This window comes from Flavobacterium tructae (assembly GCF_001853485.1).
Classification (GTDB): domain Bacteria; phylum Bacteroidota; class Bacteroidia; order Flavobacteriales; family Flavobacteriaceae; genus Flavobacterium; species Flavobacterium tructae.
Genome location: NZ_MIKE01000029.1, coordinates 199,078 through 215,300, shown reverse-complemented (window position 1 = coordinate 215,300; position 16,223 = coordinate 199,078). Strand labels below are relative to the sequence as shown.

Here is a 16,223-nt window from a genome sequence, read left to right as displayed (position 1 = left end):
GCAACTAACAGCCTTAAGGTGGTTATTGCGGCGGGGCTCACCTCTTCCCATCCCGAACAGAGAAGTTAAGCCCGCCTGCGCAGATGGTACTGCAGTTATGTGGGAGAGTATGTCGTCGCCTTTCTTTGAAGGACCCTGTTCGTAATAAAACGGGGTTTTTTATTCTAATTTTGGTTAAATGAAGATTTAACCAAAAAAAGGTACCTTAGCTCAGATGGTAGAGCAATGGACTGAAAATCCATGTGTCCCTGGTTCGATCCCTGGAGGTACCACATAATGCTCGGATGGTGAAATTGGTAGACACGCTGGACTTAAAATCCAGTGAACAGCAATGTTCGTGCGGGTTCAAGTCCCGCTCTGAGTACTAAAAACTTCAACTGGTTTTACTAGTTGAAGTTTTTTTTCGAATAAAAATAAAGAATGCTGGTCATTTGTAATAAACTTTATAATAAGAGCGCATTATTTTAATCGAAAAAAAAAGCATTGATTGGCCTAAAGTTTTGAAAGAGCCGGTTAATTAGAAAATAATGGACGCATAGCTCAGCTGGATAGAGCACCTGCCTTCTAAGCAGGCGGTCGAAGGTTCGAATCCTTCTGCGTTCACAAGAAGCCACTCTAACTGAGTGGCTTTTTTGTTTTAAATATTTTTATTAACGCAGTTCAGCAGGATAGAGCATCCCGATTTCCAATCGGGACGGTCGAAGGTTCGAATCCTTCTGCGTTCACAAGAAGCCACTCTAATCGAGTGGCTTTTTTGTTTTAAATATTTTTATTAACGCAGCTCAGCAGGATAGAGCATCCCGATTTCGAATCGGGACGGTCGAAGGTTCGAATCCTTCTGCGTTCACAAGAAGCCACTCTAACCGAGTGGCTTTTTGTTTTAAATATTTTTATTAACGCAGCTCAGCAGGATAGAGCATCCCGATTTCGAATCGGGACAGTCGAAGGTTCGAATCCTTCTGCGTTCACAAGAAGCCACTCTAACCGAGTGGCTTTTGTTTTAAATATTTTTATTAACGCAGCTCAGCAGGATAGAGCATCCCGATTTCCAATTGGGACGGTCGAAGGTTCGAATCTTTCTGCGTTCACAAGAAGCCACTCTTACCGAGTGTTTTTTTTGTTTAGATAATTTTTGATAATCTAGCCCAGTTGGATGGAATAGTTTGACTTTTAATAGAGATGCTGAATCGCTCGAAATTTCATAGCTACTACGATCCGCTCAAATAGAATAATTTTTCGTTTAACTCCGTTTACATATTGTTTGTCAGGTAAGTTTAGCTTTAAATGGAATAAACAGGTGTTTATACTTGGTTGAAAGAATTGAAGAATTCATATTTTTAAAACTTTCTTATGATAAATGAGATTGTCTCTACAGGATGAAGTGAAGGCATTATTTGAATAGTAAAAGATAGATTATGATTGTTAAACCTGGTGATTTTTTTTTCGGCTTAATGGAATTTTTGGCTTATATAGTTCCAGGTTTTGTCCTGTCTATAACGTTACCTATTTATCTAAATATTGGAATTCCCTGCTATTTGGATGTGAAAAGAGATGGTCCTACAATATTTTCATGGATTGCATTTATTTTGATTTCATATATTGCCGGGCATTTTATTCATCATTTGTGTGCAATGTTATTGAATCCGTTGTACGAAATTAGCTACGCAAAAATCAAACAGAAAAAATATCATGAATTTTTAAATTTGGCAGAAAATGTAATTAAAGAGAGATTTTCTTTTCATTCTGATTATTTGAAAATTGCAGAAGGCTTCCTTAGGTTAAATCATCCCGGTTTGGTAGCCGAAATAGAGGTGTATGAAGCCAATTCTAAGCTGTTTAGGTCTCTTACTGTATTAGGAATATATTTGTGTTTTTTTCCAAAGATGCCCATAGCTGTAGTCGTAATTTTGGTGATTGCATCGTTTTTCTCATTTTTAAAATTTGCCAACCAACGATGGACCTATCGGTTTGTTGTTTATGAGTATTTCTTGCTTGAAAAATCAGATCAGTAAAATTTGTTGTGTGCATAGAAGTTTGTTGTGAAATTTTTTCAAGATTCAATTAGTGTGTTAAGTAAATGGTTTTGTTTATATTTACTTCTTTCAACATATATTTATCATGAAATTAAGTTCGTCTTCCGCTCATACTTTAGTATTTCTGTTTTGTCTTTTCTTTTATGGACTTTCTTCAAATGCTCAAAATGAATCTTATTCATCTGAGGATAATGAAGAAATTGCCGATACCACTTTTGTAAATTTAAGGGAATACAGTAGCGATTTCGTTTATGATATGAAGTATGCTACCGAAGATAATTTTTTGAAAGCTAAAGTCTACGATTGTGCCGAATGTTTGTTGCGCTATAAAACGGTAAAAGCTCTGATAGCAGCAAATAGAGATTTTATGAAGGATGGGTGTAAAATAAAGATTTTCGACTGTTACAGGCCTTTATCGATTCAGAAAAAGATGTGGGAGATTGTATCGAATCCGGAGTATGTGGCAGATCCAAAAAAAGGCTCCATCCATAATAAAGGAGGAGCCGTTGATATAACTTTAGTGAATGCTCAAGGTGAGGAACTGGAAATGGGAACTAATTTTGACTTTTTTGGCATCGAGGCAAGTCATAATTATAGAAAATTTCCGGTCTCAGTTAAAGCAAATCGAAAATATTTGAAAAAAGTGATGTTGAAAAATGGATTCAATTCTTTTGATTCGGAGTGGTGGCATTATAATTTAAAGACAGGTTTAAAGGATAAAGTCTCGAACCAAAAGTGGAAATGCAATTAATTATTCAACACATCTTATGTTCTCCATAAAATAAGTATTCGGGTGGTAAACTTTACCGTTCAGTTCAGAGGTCAATTCTCTTTTTACAATGTAATCTTCTATATTGGTCAGATATTTTATACGCATAATTGAAACAGGGGATTTTTTGAGCTCTTCAAAACCTTCTTTCATGAACATAAAAATTCCCGTATTGATGCGATTATCGAACCCTTTTTCGTCATGGATAAGTGTTCCACAGCTTTCTTTATCTATATGAATTAATGTTACGATTTTCCCGTTTTCTAATTGTAAAAAAACTTTTGAATTTTTATCAAAGCAGTTGGCTTTTATAAAATCTTTACTTTTTTGGATAAGTTGTAAATTTAAGGTTGGCAGACCGTCAGTTTGTGCCAGCGCGAAGAAAACATAATCAAAAGTACCTCCAAAGTATTTTTCGCTGATCATGTAGTCGTTTGTTACTTTATAAGTCCCTAAGGAGTCGGTAACATTCGCACTATATTCACATGGTTTTTGTGCAAAGGCGGTTAAGGTTAGTAATAAAAAGGTTAGTGTAATTAGTTGTTTCATTTTTAAGTTATTTTTCTGCAAATTAAAACTATTTTGTTATCATTTTTATCAGTTGTAAAAAAACAATACAAATTTCCGCCGTTTTTTATTTTCCATTTTTTTCGAATGTTTTCTACCGTGTCCGGAAAGTTTCGTGTTGTGATATTGGCCTGCTGATTGGCAAGTTCAATTTTCATCTCATTCTTGCTGTATGAGATTGTTTTTTCGATTTCAAAACGTCGTCCGGGAAACTCGATTAAAGTTTCTGAGGTATAGAGATGAGAATGTTTATGAAGTTTGTTGATCTTAAAAATAGTACTTACTTCATCGAATCCTCCTGATTTCATAATAGCCGAATTGGGCTCGTAAACGTATTTTTGAGGAAGCTCGTAAGAGGGAAAACCAATTTCATTTCCTAAAATAAAATCAAAAGTCTCGATTTTATCTTTCAGAATATTGGCCGTTTTTATAGTGATTTCGCCGGAATAATTTTTATGAATCTCAAAAAGCAATTCTTTTACTTCGTTTTCAAGGGCAATAATATGGATGTTTTTAACAAATTGAAGTTCCGATAATCCTGCAGAAAGATCTAATAGCGGAGCCGTTTTTATTAAAATGGATTCTGTTTTCTCAAAGTAAAAATTGAGCAAATCAGGAACATTGGGTAAGCAGTCTTTCAGCATAAAAACTTTACCTTTAGCGTCGTTTCTACGGGACGGATCAATATAAATCCAATCCCACTTTTTATTGAATTGATTTAAAACTGAAGTAGAATCATCTGCATAAAAAGTACAGTTTTCGACTTTAAGCTGTTTGAAATTATGTTTTACAATTGCCGATAAATCGTTATTTATTTCGCAATGCGCTATGTTTTTGAATTTTTGAGAGAAATAGTAATCATCCACACCAAAACCTCCTGTAAGATCAATTAAACTTTCTCCGGAAATTAAAGATGCTTTGTAAGCGGCAGTTCTTTCGGATGAAGTTTGTTCAACCGATATTTTAGAGGGATAAATAATATTTTCGGCAGCAAACCAGGTAGGCAACTTGTCTTTTGCTTTCGATTTTGCTTCAATCTGATTTAAAATTACAATCCATTCTATTTCAGGAAATGGATTTTTCTGAAGCGCTAATTTTGTAATCGGGACACCACTATTTTGAGTTATGAATTCCTGAATGTTTGGGTCTAAAATAGCAGTATTCAATGTTAAATTCTTTCGGTTAATACAGAGACAATTTTGTTGTCAGGAAAAAATTCTTTTAAAATTACTTTCACCATGGTAAAGGCCGGAATGGCAATAATCATCCCAACAATTCCAAAAGTAATTCCACTGATTAAAGTAATCAGGAATATTTCTAACGGGTGCGAATTTACGCTTTTTGATGAGATTATGGGTTGACTGATGTTGTTATCAATAGCCTGAACCAACAGAAACCCTATAAGTACATAGATTGTTTTAGGAAGTATTTCCGATTGAAAATCACTTCCGATCATACTAATCATTGTTAAAAGTCCTGCCAGTATGGTTCCTATAATTGGTCCTATGTATGGGATAATATTCAAGATGGCACATAAAAAGGCAATAACAAAGGCATTTTTATTTCCAAAAATCATTAAAACAATTAAATACAGGATAAATACAACCGTTAACTGCAGTAATAGCCCAATAAAATAACGGGTCAGAAAATGGTTTATTTTGGTTATCGAATTTAAGATTTTGTCTTCATTGGTGTCAGGAAGAATTTTTCGGGCACTAACTTTAAAGGCATCCTGATCTTTGATAAAGAAAAAGGTGATAAAAAATACAGATACCAATCCCATTCCCATATTGGCCATGAACCCGATAATTGAATTCAGGAAACCAGTAAAGTAGCTGAAATCGATTATGGATGTAATTTTGGATTCTTTTAAAACCTTATCGAGATCCAGATGCTGTATATTAAAATAATTTTCAATACTGCGTTCTGTTTCGAGAAATTGCTGTTGCAGATTTTGAGTATCAAGTAATGATAGATTATTGGCTTGCGAAATGATTAACGGCACAAACAGTAGAATAAAACCAACAATTGCAAGTATGAATAAGATTAGCGCTGTGGTTGCAGCCAGTGAATTACTGAACTTTAATTTATTCTTTAAAAATTGAATTAACGGATTGGCAATTAAACACAATAACAGCGAAATGCACAGATAGACAATTACAGTCTGGATTTGGTATAGAAAATACAGGACAGCTGCGACAATCAGGATTGTTGTTAAAGCTCTCAAAATTCCGTTAGATATTGTTTTCGATGTTATCATGATTCGGTTTTAGATGATAAATATAGGAAAAAAGCTTTTGAAATTTTGAAGTAAACAAAAAAAAGCGGGATGTTACCATCCCGCTTTTCAGTTTGTTTTTTATACTTGTTTGGTATTAGATTCCAAAAGAAGCTCTTGGACCTCCGGTAACAAATATAGCAGCCATTCTGCTTTTTTGTCCTTGAGAGAACATATACATAGCGTTGTCATCAACGTAATCCATATAGTTCATTGTCATTTCAACTGGAGTTCCTGAACAAGTGCTATAGTGAGGATATGCTGGTACACCATAGTTTGCAGTGTTGTGTGTAGGAGTATCTGAAACTAAATCGCTTCCGCAAGTAGCATCTCCCCAGATGTGACGTAAGTTCATCCAGTGTCCTACTTCGTGAGTAGCTGTTCTTCCTAAGTTAAACGGTGCATTTGCTGCTCCGGAAAGACCAAAATATTTCGGGTCAACAACAACTCCGTCTGTAGCAGCAGCTCCTCCAGGAAATTGTGCATAACCTAAAATACCTCCTCCAATAGTGCAAGACCACATGTTTAATTTTGTTGTTGGAGAAGTTGGTGCAAGACCACCTTGAGCAGTTTTCTTCATAGCATCGCTTGTTCCCCATGAAGTTTTGGTAGTAGATTTTCTAATTACCTGATCTAAAACGAATGTAATTCCAACATTTGCTTTTACACCAGAAAAAAGAGCTGGTACACTATTGTAATCTGAATTTAAGGCATTGAAATCTTTATTTAAGACATCAATTTGTGTTTGAATTTGCGCATTAGAAATGTTTTCTGCTGCAGTTCTGTAAAGAACATTAACTACGACCGGAATTTCAATTTTACCGTTTACAAGACGTTTGGTAAGGATTGCATTTTCAGTGAAAGCGTTGATTTCGTTCATTCTGATTGCTAAAGTTGGATCAGCTTTTAGTTGAGCTTCTAAAACTTCCTGACTTGCGCATCCGCGATGTGCAATAGCTTCAACTTTTGAATCCGCAGATTCTGATTGGTCGTTTTGGCACGAAAACAGCACTAATGCTGTAAATGCAGTAACAATGATTTTTTTCATAATAACTTGGGTTTTTGTTATAAAAAATTTGTTTTGGTTAATTATAATGCAATTTTATAACAAAAAAATTATTGTAACAAAATATTTACATAATATTATTTGTGAGAATTTTACAAACCCTTGTACAATCTAGTTCTTACAAAAAAATGACAAAAATAATTAAGAAGTAAATTCGTACAATGCTGTTTTTGAGAATGTTATTGTGTCGATTTTTATTGTTTATAGAAGATTTTTTTGACAAATATTACAGAGTGAAATTTTAGTAAGTATTTATACGTAAGAATAACTGTTAAAATAATGGTAATTTTGAATCAAATTAGCCATGAAATTCCATCCGACTGTCTTACATGTCAAACAATAATTCCTGGTATTTCTTCATTTGAAGTACATGCGAAAGAAACAACAAAAGGTAGCATCAAAATAAGTTGTATACTTGAGATTTAAAATGTGAAAAAATTTAAAAAGAAGTAATTTCATAAAGGGCAATACTTGCCGCTTGTACAACATTCATACTGCTGTTCTTTCCAAACATATTGATGTGGACAATTTGGTTTGAAATTTTTAAAAGCTCTTCAGAGATTCCGTTAATCTCACTTCCAATGATAAGTGCAATTTTTTGATTCTCAGGAATTAGAACTTCTTTTAGCGGTTTGCTGTTGCTTGCGATCTCTAAAGCAATAATTTCGAAATTATTTTGAAGGAGATAGTCCGCCAGATCGGCTGTTTCTTCAATTATCGTATGGGCAACGTGAAGATGAGTGCTTCGTGAAGTTTTGTTGATTTTTCGGGGAGTTAACGGAATATCTTTTCCTAAAAAAATGATATTTTCCACTCCAAATGCCTCACTGATTCTAAAAAGAGAACCAATATTCTGCTGAAAATAAATGTGATCACAAACTAATGTTATCGGAAATGTTTTTCGTTCAAATTGATTTTCTTCGTGAGTAAGCTGCACTTTCTAAAATTTAATTGGTAAAAATATAATTGATAATGTTGGCTCCCATTTTTAAGGCTTTGTCTCTAACCGGAGCAGGGTCATTGTGTACTTCGGGATCTTCCCAGCCATCTCCTAAGTCACATTCATAAGTATAGAGTAATACCAATTTGTTTTCGACAAAGATACCAAAGGCCTGAGCACGTGTTCCGTCATGTTCGTGGATTTTTGGAAGACCATTTGGAAATGGGAAAGGCTTTTGGAATATGGGGTGATTTGCAGGAATTTCGATTAAGTTATTGTTTGGAAATATTTTTTTAATCTCTTTTCGAATGTATTGATCCATTCCGTAGTTGTCGTCAATATGCAGAAAACCACCACCATTTAAATAATTTCTAAGATTACTTACATCAGCATCGCTAAAAACAACATTTCCATGTCCGGTCATATGAACAAACGGATAAGAGAGCAGATCCGGATTACTCGGTTCAACTGTTGATGGTTTTGCTTTTATTCTCGTATTGATGTTAGCATTGCAAAACTTAATTAAATTAGGTAATGATGTTGGATTGGCATACCAATCACCGCCACCGCTATATTTTAACAACGCAATCTCCTGCGAAAAGGAAGAGATTGAAACCATTAACAACAAGAGAAATACTTTTTTCATATCATTTAAGTCGTGGGATGTGAGTTATGGGGTATGAGTTATGAATTATGAATTATGGGGATAACTATAAGCGGTAAATTTAAACAATTTCAAATTTTCGGTTAAACAGCAAAACAAATAAACGATTAAACAGTTTAACAATACCTGGTTTAATTTTCATTAAAAAACACAACACTATGACAAGCTACAATCGCAGCAGTCTCCGTTCGCAATCGGGTATTTCCTAAAGTAACGGGTTGGAATTTGTGTTCTAACGCCAGTACAATTTCTTTTTCAGAAAAGTCTCCTTCCGGGCCAATAAGCAAGGTAACACTTTCATTGGGTTTCAAAACTTCCTTTAAAGATTTTTTATCGGTTTCTTCACAATGCGCGATTAGCTGCAATCCTTCATTTTTTTGTTTGATGAATTCTTTAAACGAAATGGCTTCATTTAATTTAGGCAGATAGGTTTCGTTGGATTGTTTCATTGCCGATAAAATAATCTTTTCAAAACGCTCCGGATTAATTACTTTTCTTTCTGAACGATCACAAAAAATAGGGGTGATTTCCTGAATTCCTATTTCCGTAGCTTTTTCCAAAAACCATTCAAAACGATCATTCATTTTGGTTGGTGCAACCGCTAAATGCAGTCTGAATTTTGGAGCAGGCGATTTTTTGATCGAAATGACTTCTACTATACATTTATTGTCTGATGCTAAAGTAATTTGGGTTTCAAACAACAAGCCCGAACCATTGGTTACGTGTAGAATATCGGAATCTTTTTTGCGTAAAACTTTTATAATATGACGGCTTTCTTCTTTGTCAAAAGAAAAGCGTTCTGTAGATTCGTCGATATCAGGATTGTAAAATAATTGCATAATTAAAATTGGATTCGCGCTTTCGAAACTACTGCTGAAGTTTCGAAACGTTTTGATAAATATTTTTGATACCCCACAATTCCTATCATGGCGGCATTGTCGGTGGTATATTCAAATTTTGGAATGAAGGTTTTCCATCCGTATTGGGCTTCGCTTTCTTTCAATCGGGTTCTGATGCCTGAATTAGCCGAAACTCCTCCGCCAATGGCAATTTGTTTGATTCCGGTTTCTTTTACCGCTAATTTCAATTTGTCCATCAAAATTTCGATAATGGTATGTTGAATGGAAGCACAAATATCATTCAGGTTCTCTTCAATAAAATTAGGATTTTCAAGTTTATTTTTTTGAATAAAATACAAGATGGCCGTTTTTAGTCCGGAGAAACTAAAGTCAAGTCCCGGTACTTTTGGTTTGGTAAAAGTAAAGGCTTTTGGATTTCCTAATTTTGCATATTTGTCGATCAACGGTCCGCCCGGATAAGGAAGGCCAAGGATTTTGGCACTCTTGTCAAAGGCTTCGCCAACGGCATCATCAGTAGTTTCACCAATAATTTCCATATCAAAAAAACCGTTTACTTTAACAATTTGAGTATGCCCCCCGCTAATGGTGAGCGCCAGAAAAGGAAATTCCGGTTTATCAAACCCTTCTTCATCGATAAAATGTGCTAAAATATGGGCATGCATATGATTTACAGCAATTAACGGAATTTTGAGCGCTAACGAAAGTGATTTACTAAAAGAACTGCCTACTAATAAAGATCCCATTAAGCCCGGACCTTGCGTAAAAGCGATAGCAGTTAGTTGATCTTTTTGTACATTTGCCTTACGAAGTGCGGCATCAATTACCGGAACAATATTTTGCTGGTGTGCTCTTGAAGCTATTTCAGGAACAACACCTCCATATTGATTGTGAATTAACTGATTGGCCACAACATTTGAGAGTACTTTGTCGTTATGTAGGACTGCGGCAGCAGTATCATCGCATGAACTTTCGATGGCTAGAATAAAAACCTCTGAATTTTGCATATAAAAGCACGATTTTTGAATTATATTTGACGAATCAAATATTTGATTTTCTTTTATTATAAGGAGAAGCCAAAATTAAAGAATTTTTATCAAAAACAGCCGTTCTTTGTCTGTTCAAAGTAAATTTAAAAGAAAACTAAAATATAGCAGCTATCAGAAAAGTAAAGAAAATAATATCCCGAACCCTAATTGGTTTAATTTTACTTTTGTTAGCACTTGCTATCATCTTGGCTTTACCTGTGGTTCAGACCAAAATAGCGAGATACGTTACAGAATCTTTAAATACTGATTTTAAGACTGATATTAGTGTTGAAAAAGTTGCCATAAATATTTTTGGAGGTGTAAAACTCAAGAAGGTTCTGATCCGCGACCATCATAAGAAGACTTTAATCTATTCTGATATAATTACCACTGATATTCTTAGCATTAAAAGATTATTAGATGGTGATTTGCTTTTTGGAGATATTAGGCTGACCGGTATGATTTTTAATCTCAAAACGTATAAAAACGAAGACGAGAATAATATCAACAAGTTTATTAAGCTGTTTGAAACAGGAAAAAAAACACCAAAAACCAACAAGCACTTTTTGCTGACAGCCAAGAATGCTTACATATCTCAGGGGGCTTTTTCTGTTGTGGATGAGAATAAAAACACGCCAAGATTTCTTGATTTTAAAAAGTTGAATGCGTACATCAGCGAGTTTAAGTTATACGGACCGGATATAAATACAAATATTCACCGATTTTCATTCTTAGATCATCGTGGCTTGTATGTGTCAAACTTTGCAGGGAAGTTCAGTTACACTAAAAAGCAGATCAAGGTTGAAAATCTGGCGATAAAGACTAAAAGATCTTCTATTTACGGAAAAGCGATTTTGAACTATAAAATAGAGGATTTTCTACATTTTACCGATAAAGTAAAGTTTGATGTAGCTTTAGATTCTGCTTCCATTGCGTCAAATGATATTCGCTATTTTTATGATGGCTTGGGAAAAAACCAGCATTTTAAAATTAAAACAAAAATAAAAGGAACCTTGAATGATCTTAATTTAAGACGTCTTAGATTGAGTGATACTAATGGTTCAAGAATCTTTGGAACAATTAACTTCAAGAATCTTTTAGGAAGCAAAACACAGAAGTTTTCTATGGATGGTAAGTTCGAAAAACTGGTTTCGAGTTACGATAATCTGGTCGTTTTATTGCCGGGTATTTTAGGTAAGACACTTCCAAAGGAATTACGACGAATTGGTAAATTCAATATCGTTGGAAAAGCGAAAGTTTCGACCACAGCCTTAGAAACCGATTTTAAAATGATTACCGATTTAGGTAACGGTCAGGTCGATTTGCACATGAATCATATCGATTTTATTGACAAAGCTTCGTATTCCGGAAATGTAATTCTGGAGAATTTTAATATTGGTGCGGTATTGAATCGTAAAGATATTGGAAGAACGACTTTGAATGTAGATGTAGACGGGGTAGGGTTTACCGAAAAATACCTCAATACCATTGTTAAAGGAGATATCGCAAAATTAGATTATAATAAATACACCTACAATAATATTGTTGTAAACGGGAATTTTAAATTGCCTTATTATAAAGGACAGGTTTCTGTAAATGATCCAAATTTAAGTTTACTGTTTGATGGAATGGTCGATTTAAGTAAGCGTGAAAATCGCTATGATTTTCATATTAACGTAGACAATGCCGATTTACGTAAACTTAAATTTATAAGCGATTCTATTTCACATTTTAGAGGAGATGCCGTTGTAGCAGTGACCGGAAATTCCATAGAGAATTTACAGGGAACGATTTCGATCAAAGAGGCTGTGTATCAAAACCCTCAGGACACCTATGTTTTTGATGATCTTACAATCAACTCACATTTTGATGCCGATAAACTGCGAACAATTACTATTGGTTCTAATGACGTAGTAAAGGGGGAAATAGTAGGTAAGTTTCAGTTTGCACAACTGGACAAGCTGGTCATGAATTCAGTGGGAAGTTTGTACACCAATTATAAACCTTACAAACTTAAGAAAGGGCAATTTTTGCGTTTCAACTTTCATGTGTACGATAAGATCGTGGAAATGTTATATCCGGACATTAAAATTGATTCAAGTACCACAGTGAGAGGAAAAATTGATTCGGATCTTCAGGAGTTTAAATTTAAGTTTAATTCCGAAAAAATTGTAGCTGCCAAAAATACCTTTGACAATATTCGAATTACGATCGACAATAAAAATACGCTTTATAATGCTTATGTAGAGCTGGACAGTATTAAAACACCTTATTATAAAGTACGCGATTTTAATTTGATTAACGTTACGGCTAAAGATACTCTGTTTGTAAGATCTGAATTTAAAGGAGGGGATAAAGGGGAAGATTATTATAATCTGGATCTCTATCATACTATCGATAAAAATAAAAACAATATCATAGGGATTAAGAAGTCTGAGATGAAATTTAAAGACTATTTATGGTATTTAAATGAAGATGCTGAAAAAGACAATCAGATTGTTTTTGATCAGTATTTTAAAAATTTCACTATTGATAATATTGTATTGTCTCATGAGAATCAAAAAATAGATTTGAATGGTGTCATAAAAGGGAAAGATTATAAAGATTTGGTGTTGAATTTTGAAGATGTGGATATTAATAAAATCACACCTTTTAATTCTAAGTTCGTATTTAATGGTAATTTAAATGGAAATGTAAATTACAAACAGAGTAAAGACGTTTATCAGCCCACGGCCTCTATTGTGATTGATCATCTGAATCTGAATAAAACGGATTTAGGTACGCTTAATTTTGATATTGCGGGAGATGAAAGTTTTAAAAAATTCACTATCAATTCTTCTATCCAAAACGGATTCACAGAGTCGTTTAAAGCAGAAGGAACTTTTGCGGTTGAAAATAAGGAGACCTTTTTAGATTTGAGTTTGAAACTCGAAGGATTTAATCTGGCGACCTTAGGAACAGTTGGAGGTGATGTGCTTTCTAATGTTAGAGGATCGGTTTCAGGGAATGCCGCCGTGGTGGGGAATCTGAAAAAACCTGAAATTAACGGACGTTTGTATGTGGAGAAAGCCGGGATGACCATTCCATACCTGAATACAGATTACGAATTAAGCGATCGTACCGTGATTGATTTAACAGATGAAAAATTTCTGTTTAGAAACAATCAGCTGACTGATACCAAATATGGGACAAAAGGGTTGCTGAACGGTAGTATTGAACACCATAATTTTGGCGACTGGAAGCTGGATTTAAATATTACGTCTAAGCGATTGCTTGCTCTGGATACTAAAGACAGTGAAGATGCCGCTTATTTTGGTACGGCTTTTATAAATGGTACTGCCAGTATTAAAGGTCCTACAGAAGGATTGTTTATAAAAGTAGAAGCGAAATCAGAAAAAGGAACTCAGGTTAAGATTCCAATAAACAATACACAAAGTGTTGGAGAGAGTAGCTGGATTCATTTTGTAACACCACAGGAAAAGTACAATCTGGCAAATGGTATACTTGAAAAGACCAAGAATTACAACGGATTGGAACTGGAGTTTGATTTTGATATTACTCCCGATGCCGAGGTAGAGGTAATTTTAGATCGAAGTTCCGGACATGGTATGAAAGGAAAAGGATACGGATCGTTATTATTTAAAATTAATACACTGGGTAAATTTAATATGTGGGGGGATTTCCAGGCATACGAAGGAACTTACAATTTTAAATATGGTGGTTTAATTGATAAAAAATTCTCCGTTAAAAAAGGAGGATCTATTATTTGGGAAGGAAACCCGATGAAAGCACAATTGAATCTGGAAGCTGTCTATAAAACAACTGCAAATCCGGCAGTACTGTTAGACAATACTTCTTCATTTAATAAAAAAGTACCGGTCGAAGTGGTAATTGGATTACGTGGAGATTTGGCCAGTCCGGAACCTAACTTTGACATACAGTTTCCTTCTGTCAGTACCGTGCTTAAATCAGAGATACAATATAAGTTAGATGATAAAGACATTCGTCAGACTCAGGCCTTATATTTACTGTCTACAGGCTCGTTTATGAGTACAGACGGATTTAGTCAGGGTGATTTTTCAGGGACCTTAACCGAAACCGCTTCCAGTTTGTTAGGGGGTATAATAAAATCAGATAATGATAAAGTCAATATCGATCTGAACTATATCTCAGCTGATAAAAGACTTGGGCAGGAGGCCGACGGTCAGTTTGTAGCGAATATTTCTTCTCAGATCAATGAAAGAATTACAATCAACGGAAAACTTGGAGTTCCAGTAGGTGGAGTAAATGAATCTGCTATTGTTGGAGATATCGAAATCCTGTACAGAGTTAATGAGGACGGATCAATGAATCTTCGTTTGTTTAATAAAGAAAATGATATTAATTATATAGGACAAGGGATTGGTTATACACAAGGTGTTGGTATTTCGTATGAAGTAGATTTTGATACTTTTAGCGAGCTGGTCAATAAACTTTTCAAAAATCATAAGCTGGAAAGAGCGATCAAAAATTCCACAAACGATTTGCAGGACAATAACCTAAATCCTGATTTTGTTAATTTCTCGAATAAAAAGAACGCAGATAAGAACAAAAAGAAGGAGGAGAAAGAGAAAAAAGAAGAACCAAAAGTTCCTCCACCCATAAATAATGAAGGATTAATTCCTGACAATGACTTTTAGAAGATTTGTTAAAAAGATACAGATAAAAAACCATTCGTTACTGCGAATGGTTTTTTTGTTTTAATTTTAGAGACTTGCTTATTTTTTGCTAATAAGGATTGCCGTCAAATTTTATAACACTTCAGTAATGTATTGTTAATTTTAAATATTCAATTTAAATAGGCGACATTTATTATGGAGAATGAAATTTTTACTTTAGAAAAACTTATTAACGAAAACGTTTGAATTTAACATATTTTGCTAATTTATTATAAAGATAACCCGATAAGTGGTGAATGTTTGCTAATTTTACACTTTAATACTTAAATAATGCCAAAAACGATAAAAAAAGTTGGTGTTCTAACATCAGGAGGTGACTCACCAGGAATGAATGCCGCAATACGATCAGTTGTTCGAACATGTGCTTATCATAATATAGAATGCATAGGGATTTATAGGGGATATCAAGGAATGATTGAAGGTGACTTCAAAGAGATGGGACCCCGTAGCGTAAATAATATTGTGAATAAAGGCGGAACGATTTTAAAATCAGCTCGTTCAGTTGATTTTAGAAGCCCGGAAGGTAGAAAAAAAGCGCACGAAAATCTTTTAAAAGCCGGAGTAGATGCTTTGGTTGTTATTGGAGGAGACGGAAGTTTTACCGGAGGATTAATTTTTAATTCAGAATACGGTTTTCCGGTAATGGGAATTCCAGGAACAATTGATAATGATATTTTTGGAACCAGCCATACTTTAGGTTATGACACAGCCTTAAATACTGTTGTAGATTGTATCGATAAAATTAGAGATACTGCAAGTTCGCATAACCGTCTGTTTTTTGTAGAGGTAATGGGTAGAGATGCAGGTCATATTGCTCTTAATGCCGGAATTGGAGCCGGTGCAGAAGAAATTCTTATTCCTGAAGAAGATTTAGGTTTAGACCGATTATTAGATTCTCTTCAAAAAAGTAAAGCTTCAGGAAAATCATCAAGTATAGTAGTTATTGCCGAAGGAGATAAAATAGGTAAAAATGTTTTCGAATTAAAAGATTACGTTGAAGCCAATCTGCCGGAATACGACGTTAGAGTATCTGTATTAGGACATATGCAGCGTGGTGGTTCTCCATCTTGCTTTGACCGTGTTTTAGCAAGCCGTTTGGGAGTAAAAGCGGTAGAATCTTTAATAGAAGGTAAATCAAATTATATGGTCGGTTTGCAGGCTGATAAAGTTGTTTTGACACCTCTTGAACAAGCAATTAAAGGTAAATCTGAGATTGACAGAGAATTGTTAAGAGTGTCCGATATCATGTCGACATAAAAAAAGTTTAAAAAAGGAAAGAAGTTTATTGTGAGGAAATTAGACT

At 34.5% G+C, this 16,223-nt stretch carries 12 protein-coding genes, 7 tRNA genes and 1 rRNA gene; 12 read left to right on the top strand and 8 right to left on the bottom strand.

All coding sequences use genetic code 11. From position 1 onward, the window contains the following. Positions 1 to 14: 14 nt before the first annotated feature. The 10 genes from rrf (at position 15) to BHE19_RS22150 (ending at position 2,784) form a co-directional block, all read left to right on the top strand. Positions 15 to 124, top strand: a 5S ribosomal RNA gene (rrf, locus tag BHE19_RS22195). A gap of 75 nt (positions 125 to 199) precedes the next feature. Continuing rightward, positions 200 to 272: transfer RNA gene (locus BHE19_RS22190), tRNA-Phe, on the top strand. Between the two features lie 6 nt (positions 273 to 278). After that, positions 279 to 364: transfer RNA gene (locus tag BHE19_RS22185), tRNA-Leu, on the top strand. A 165-nt stretch (positions 365 to 529) separates the two neighbouring features. Continuing rightward, positions 530 to 603 (top strand) — tRNA-Arg (locus BHE19_RS22180). Between the two features lie 49 nt (positions 604 to 652). After that, positions 653 to 725 (top strand) — tRNA-Gly (locus BHE19_RS22175). Positions 726 to 774: 49 nt separating this feature from the next. Further along, positions 775 to 847 (top strand) — tRNA-Arg (locus BHE19_RS22170). A gap of 48 nt (positions 848 to 895) precedes the next feature. Further along, positions 896 to 968: transfer RNA gene (locus BHE19_RS22165), tRNA-Arg, on the top strand. Between the two features lie 47 nt (positions 969 to 1,015). Beyond that, positions 1,016 to 1,088: transfer RNA gene (locus tag BHE19_RS22160), tRNA-Gly, on the top strand. A gap of 327 nt (positions 1,089 to 1,415) precedes the next feature. Further along, positions 1,416 to 2,012 (top strand): hypothetical protein, encoded by a 597-nt coding sequence (locus tag BHE19_RS22155; RefSeq protein WP_070908900.1) that lies wholly within the window; start codon positions 1,416 to 1,418, stop codon positions 2,010 to 2,012. Between the two features lie 106 nt (positions 2,013 to 2,118). Further along, positions 2,119 to 2,784 (top strand): M15 family metallopeptidase, encoded by a 666-nt coding sequence (locus BHE19_RS22150; protein WP_070908899.1) that lies wholly within the window; start codon positions 2,119 to 2,121, stop codon positions 2,782 to 2,784. On the opposite strand, the gene BHE19_RS22145 is transcribed toward BHE19_RS22150, so the two are convergent. The 8 genes from BHE19_RS22145 to tsaD all read right to left on the bottom strand — a co-directional run bounded on the left by BHE19_RS22145 (position 2,785) and on the right by tsaD (position 10,181). Next, positions 2,785 to 3,351, bottom strand: coding sequence for a hypothetical protein (locus BHE19_RS22145; protein ID WP_070908898.1), 567 nt, complete (start codon positions 3,349 to 3,351; stop codon positions 2,785 to 2,787). It abuts the gene before it with no gap. A 2-nt stretch (positions 3,352 to 3,353) separates the two neighbouring features. After that, the gene (locus BHE19_RS22140) at positions 3,354 to 4,535 is read right to left on the bottom strand and encodes a THUMP-like domain-containing protein (protein WP_070908897.1); all 1,182 of its coding nucleotides are present in this window, start codon (positions 4,533 to 4,535) and stop codon (positions 3,354 to 3,356) included. A gap of 2 nt (positions 4,536 to 4,537) precedes the next feature. Beyond that, positions 4,538 to 5,629: an AI-2E family transporter gene (locus tag BHE19_RS22135; RefSeq protein ID WP_017497668.1), complete on the bottom strand. Its 1,092-nt coding sequence runs from the start codon at positions 5,627 to 5,629 to the stop codon at positions 4,538 to 4,540. A 115-nt stretch (positions 5,630 to 5,744) separates the two neighbouring features. Further along, positions 5,745 to 6,695, bottom strand: a complete 951-nt coding sequence (locus BHE19_RS22130; protein ID WP_017497667.1) for a zinc metalloprotease — start codon at positions 6,693 to 6,695, stop codon at positions 5,745 to 5,747. 457 nt (positions 6,696 to 7,152) lie between these two features. Continuing rightward, positions 7,153 to 7,650: a TrmH family RNA methyltransferase gene (locus BHE19_RS22125; RefSeq protein ID WP_070908896.1), complete on the bottom strand. Its 498-nt coding sequence runs from the start codon at positions 7,648 to 7,650 to the stop codon at positions 7,153 to 7,155. Positions 7,651 to 7,660: 10 nt separating this feature from the next. Next, positions 7,661 to 8,299, bottom strand: a complete 639-nt coding sequence (locus BHE19_RS22120) for a DUF4159 domain-containing protein (protein WP_070908895.1) — start codon at positions 8,297 to 8,299, stop codon at positions 7,661 to 7,663. A gap of 149 nt (positions 8,300 to 8,448) precedes the next feature. Next, entirely contained in the window at positions 8,449 to 9,156 is a 708-nt protein-coding gene (locus BHE19_RS22115; protein WP_070908894.1) for a 16S rRNA (uracil(1498)-N(3))-methyltransferase, read from the bottom strand. 2 nt (positions 9,157 to 9,158) lie between these two features. Next, on the bottom strand, positions 9,159 to 10,181 hold the full coding sequence (gene tsaD / locus BHE19_RS22110; RefSeq protein ID WP_070908893.1) for a tRNA (adenosine(37)-N6)-threonylcarbamoyltransferase complex transferase subunit TsaD: 1,023 nt from the start codon (positions 10,179 to 10,181) through the stop codon (positions 9,159 to 9,161). Positions 10,182 to 10,387: 206 nt separating this feature from the next. Here tsaD and BHE19_RS22105 point away from each other — a divergent pair, with 206 nt between their 5' ends. Both BHE19_RS22105 and pfkA read left to right on the top strand, forming a co-directional pair. After that, positions 10,388 to 14,881, top strand: coding sequence for a translocation/assembly module TamB domain-containing protein (locus tag BHE19_RS22105; RefSeq protein ID WP_070908892.1), 4,494 nt, complete (start codon positions 10,388 to 10,390; stop codon positions 14,879 to 14,881). A gap of 309 nt (positions 14,882 to 15,190) precedes the next feature. After that, positions 15,191 to 16,177, top strand: coding sequence for a 6-phosphofructokinase (pfkA, locus tag BHE19_RS22100; RefSeq protein WP_070908891.1), 987 nt, complete (start codon positions 15,191 to 15,193; stop codon positions 16,175 to 16,177). Positions 16,178 to 16,223 lie beyond the last annotated feature (46 nt).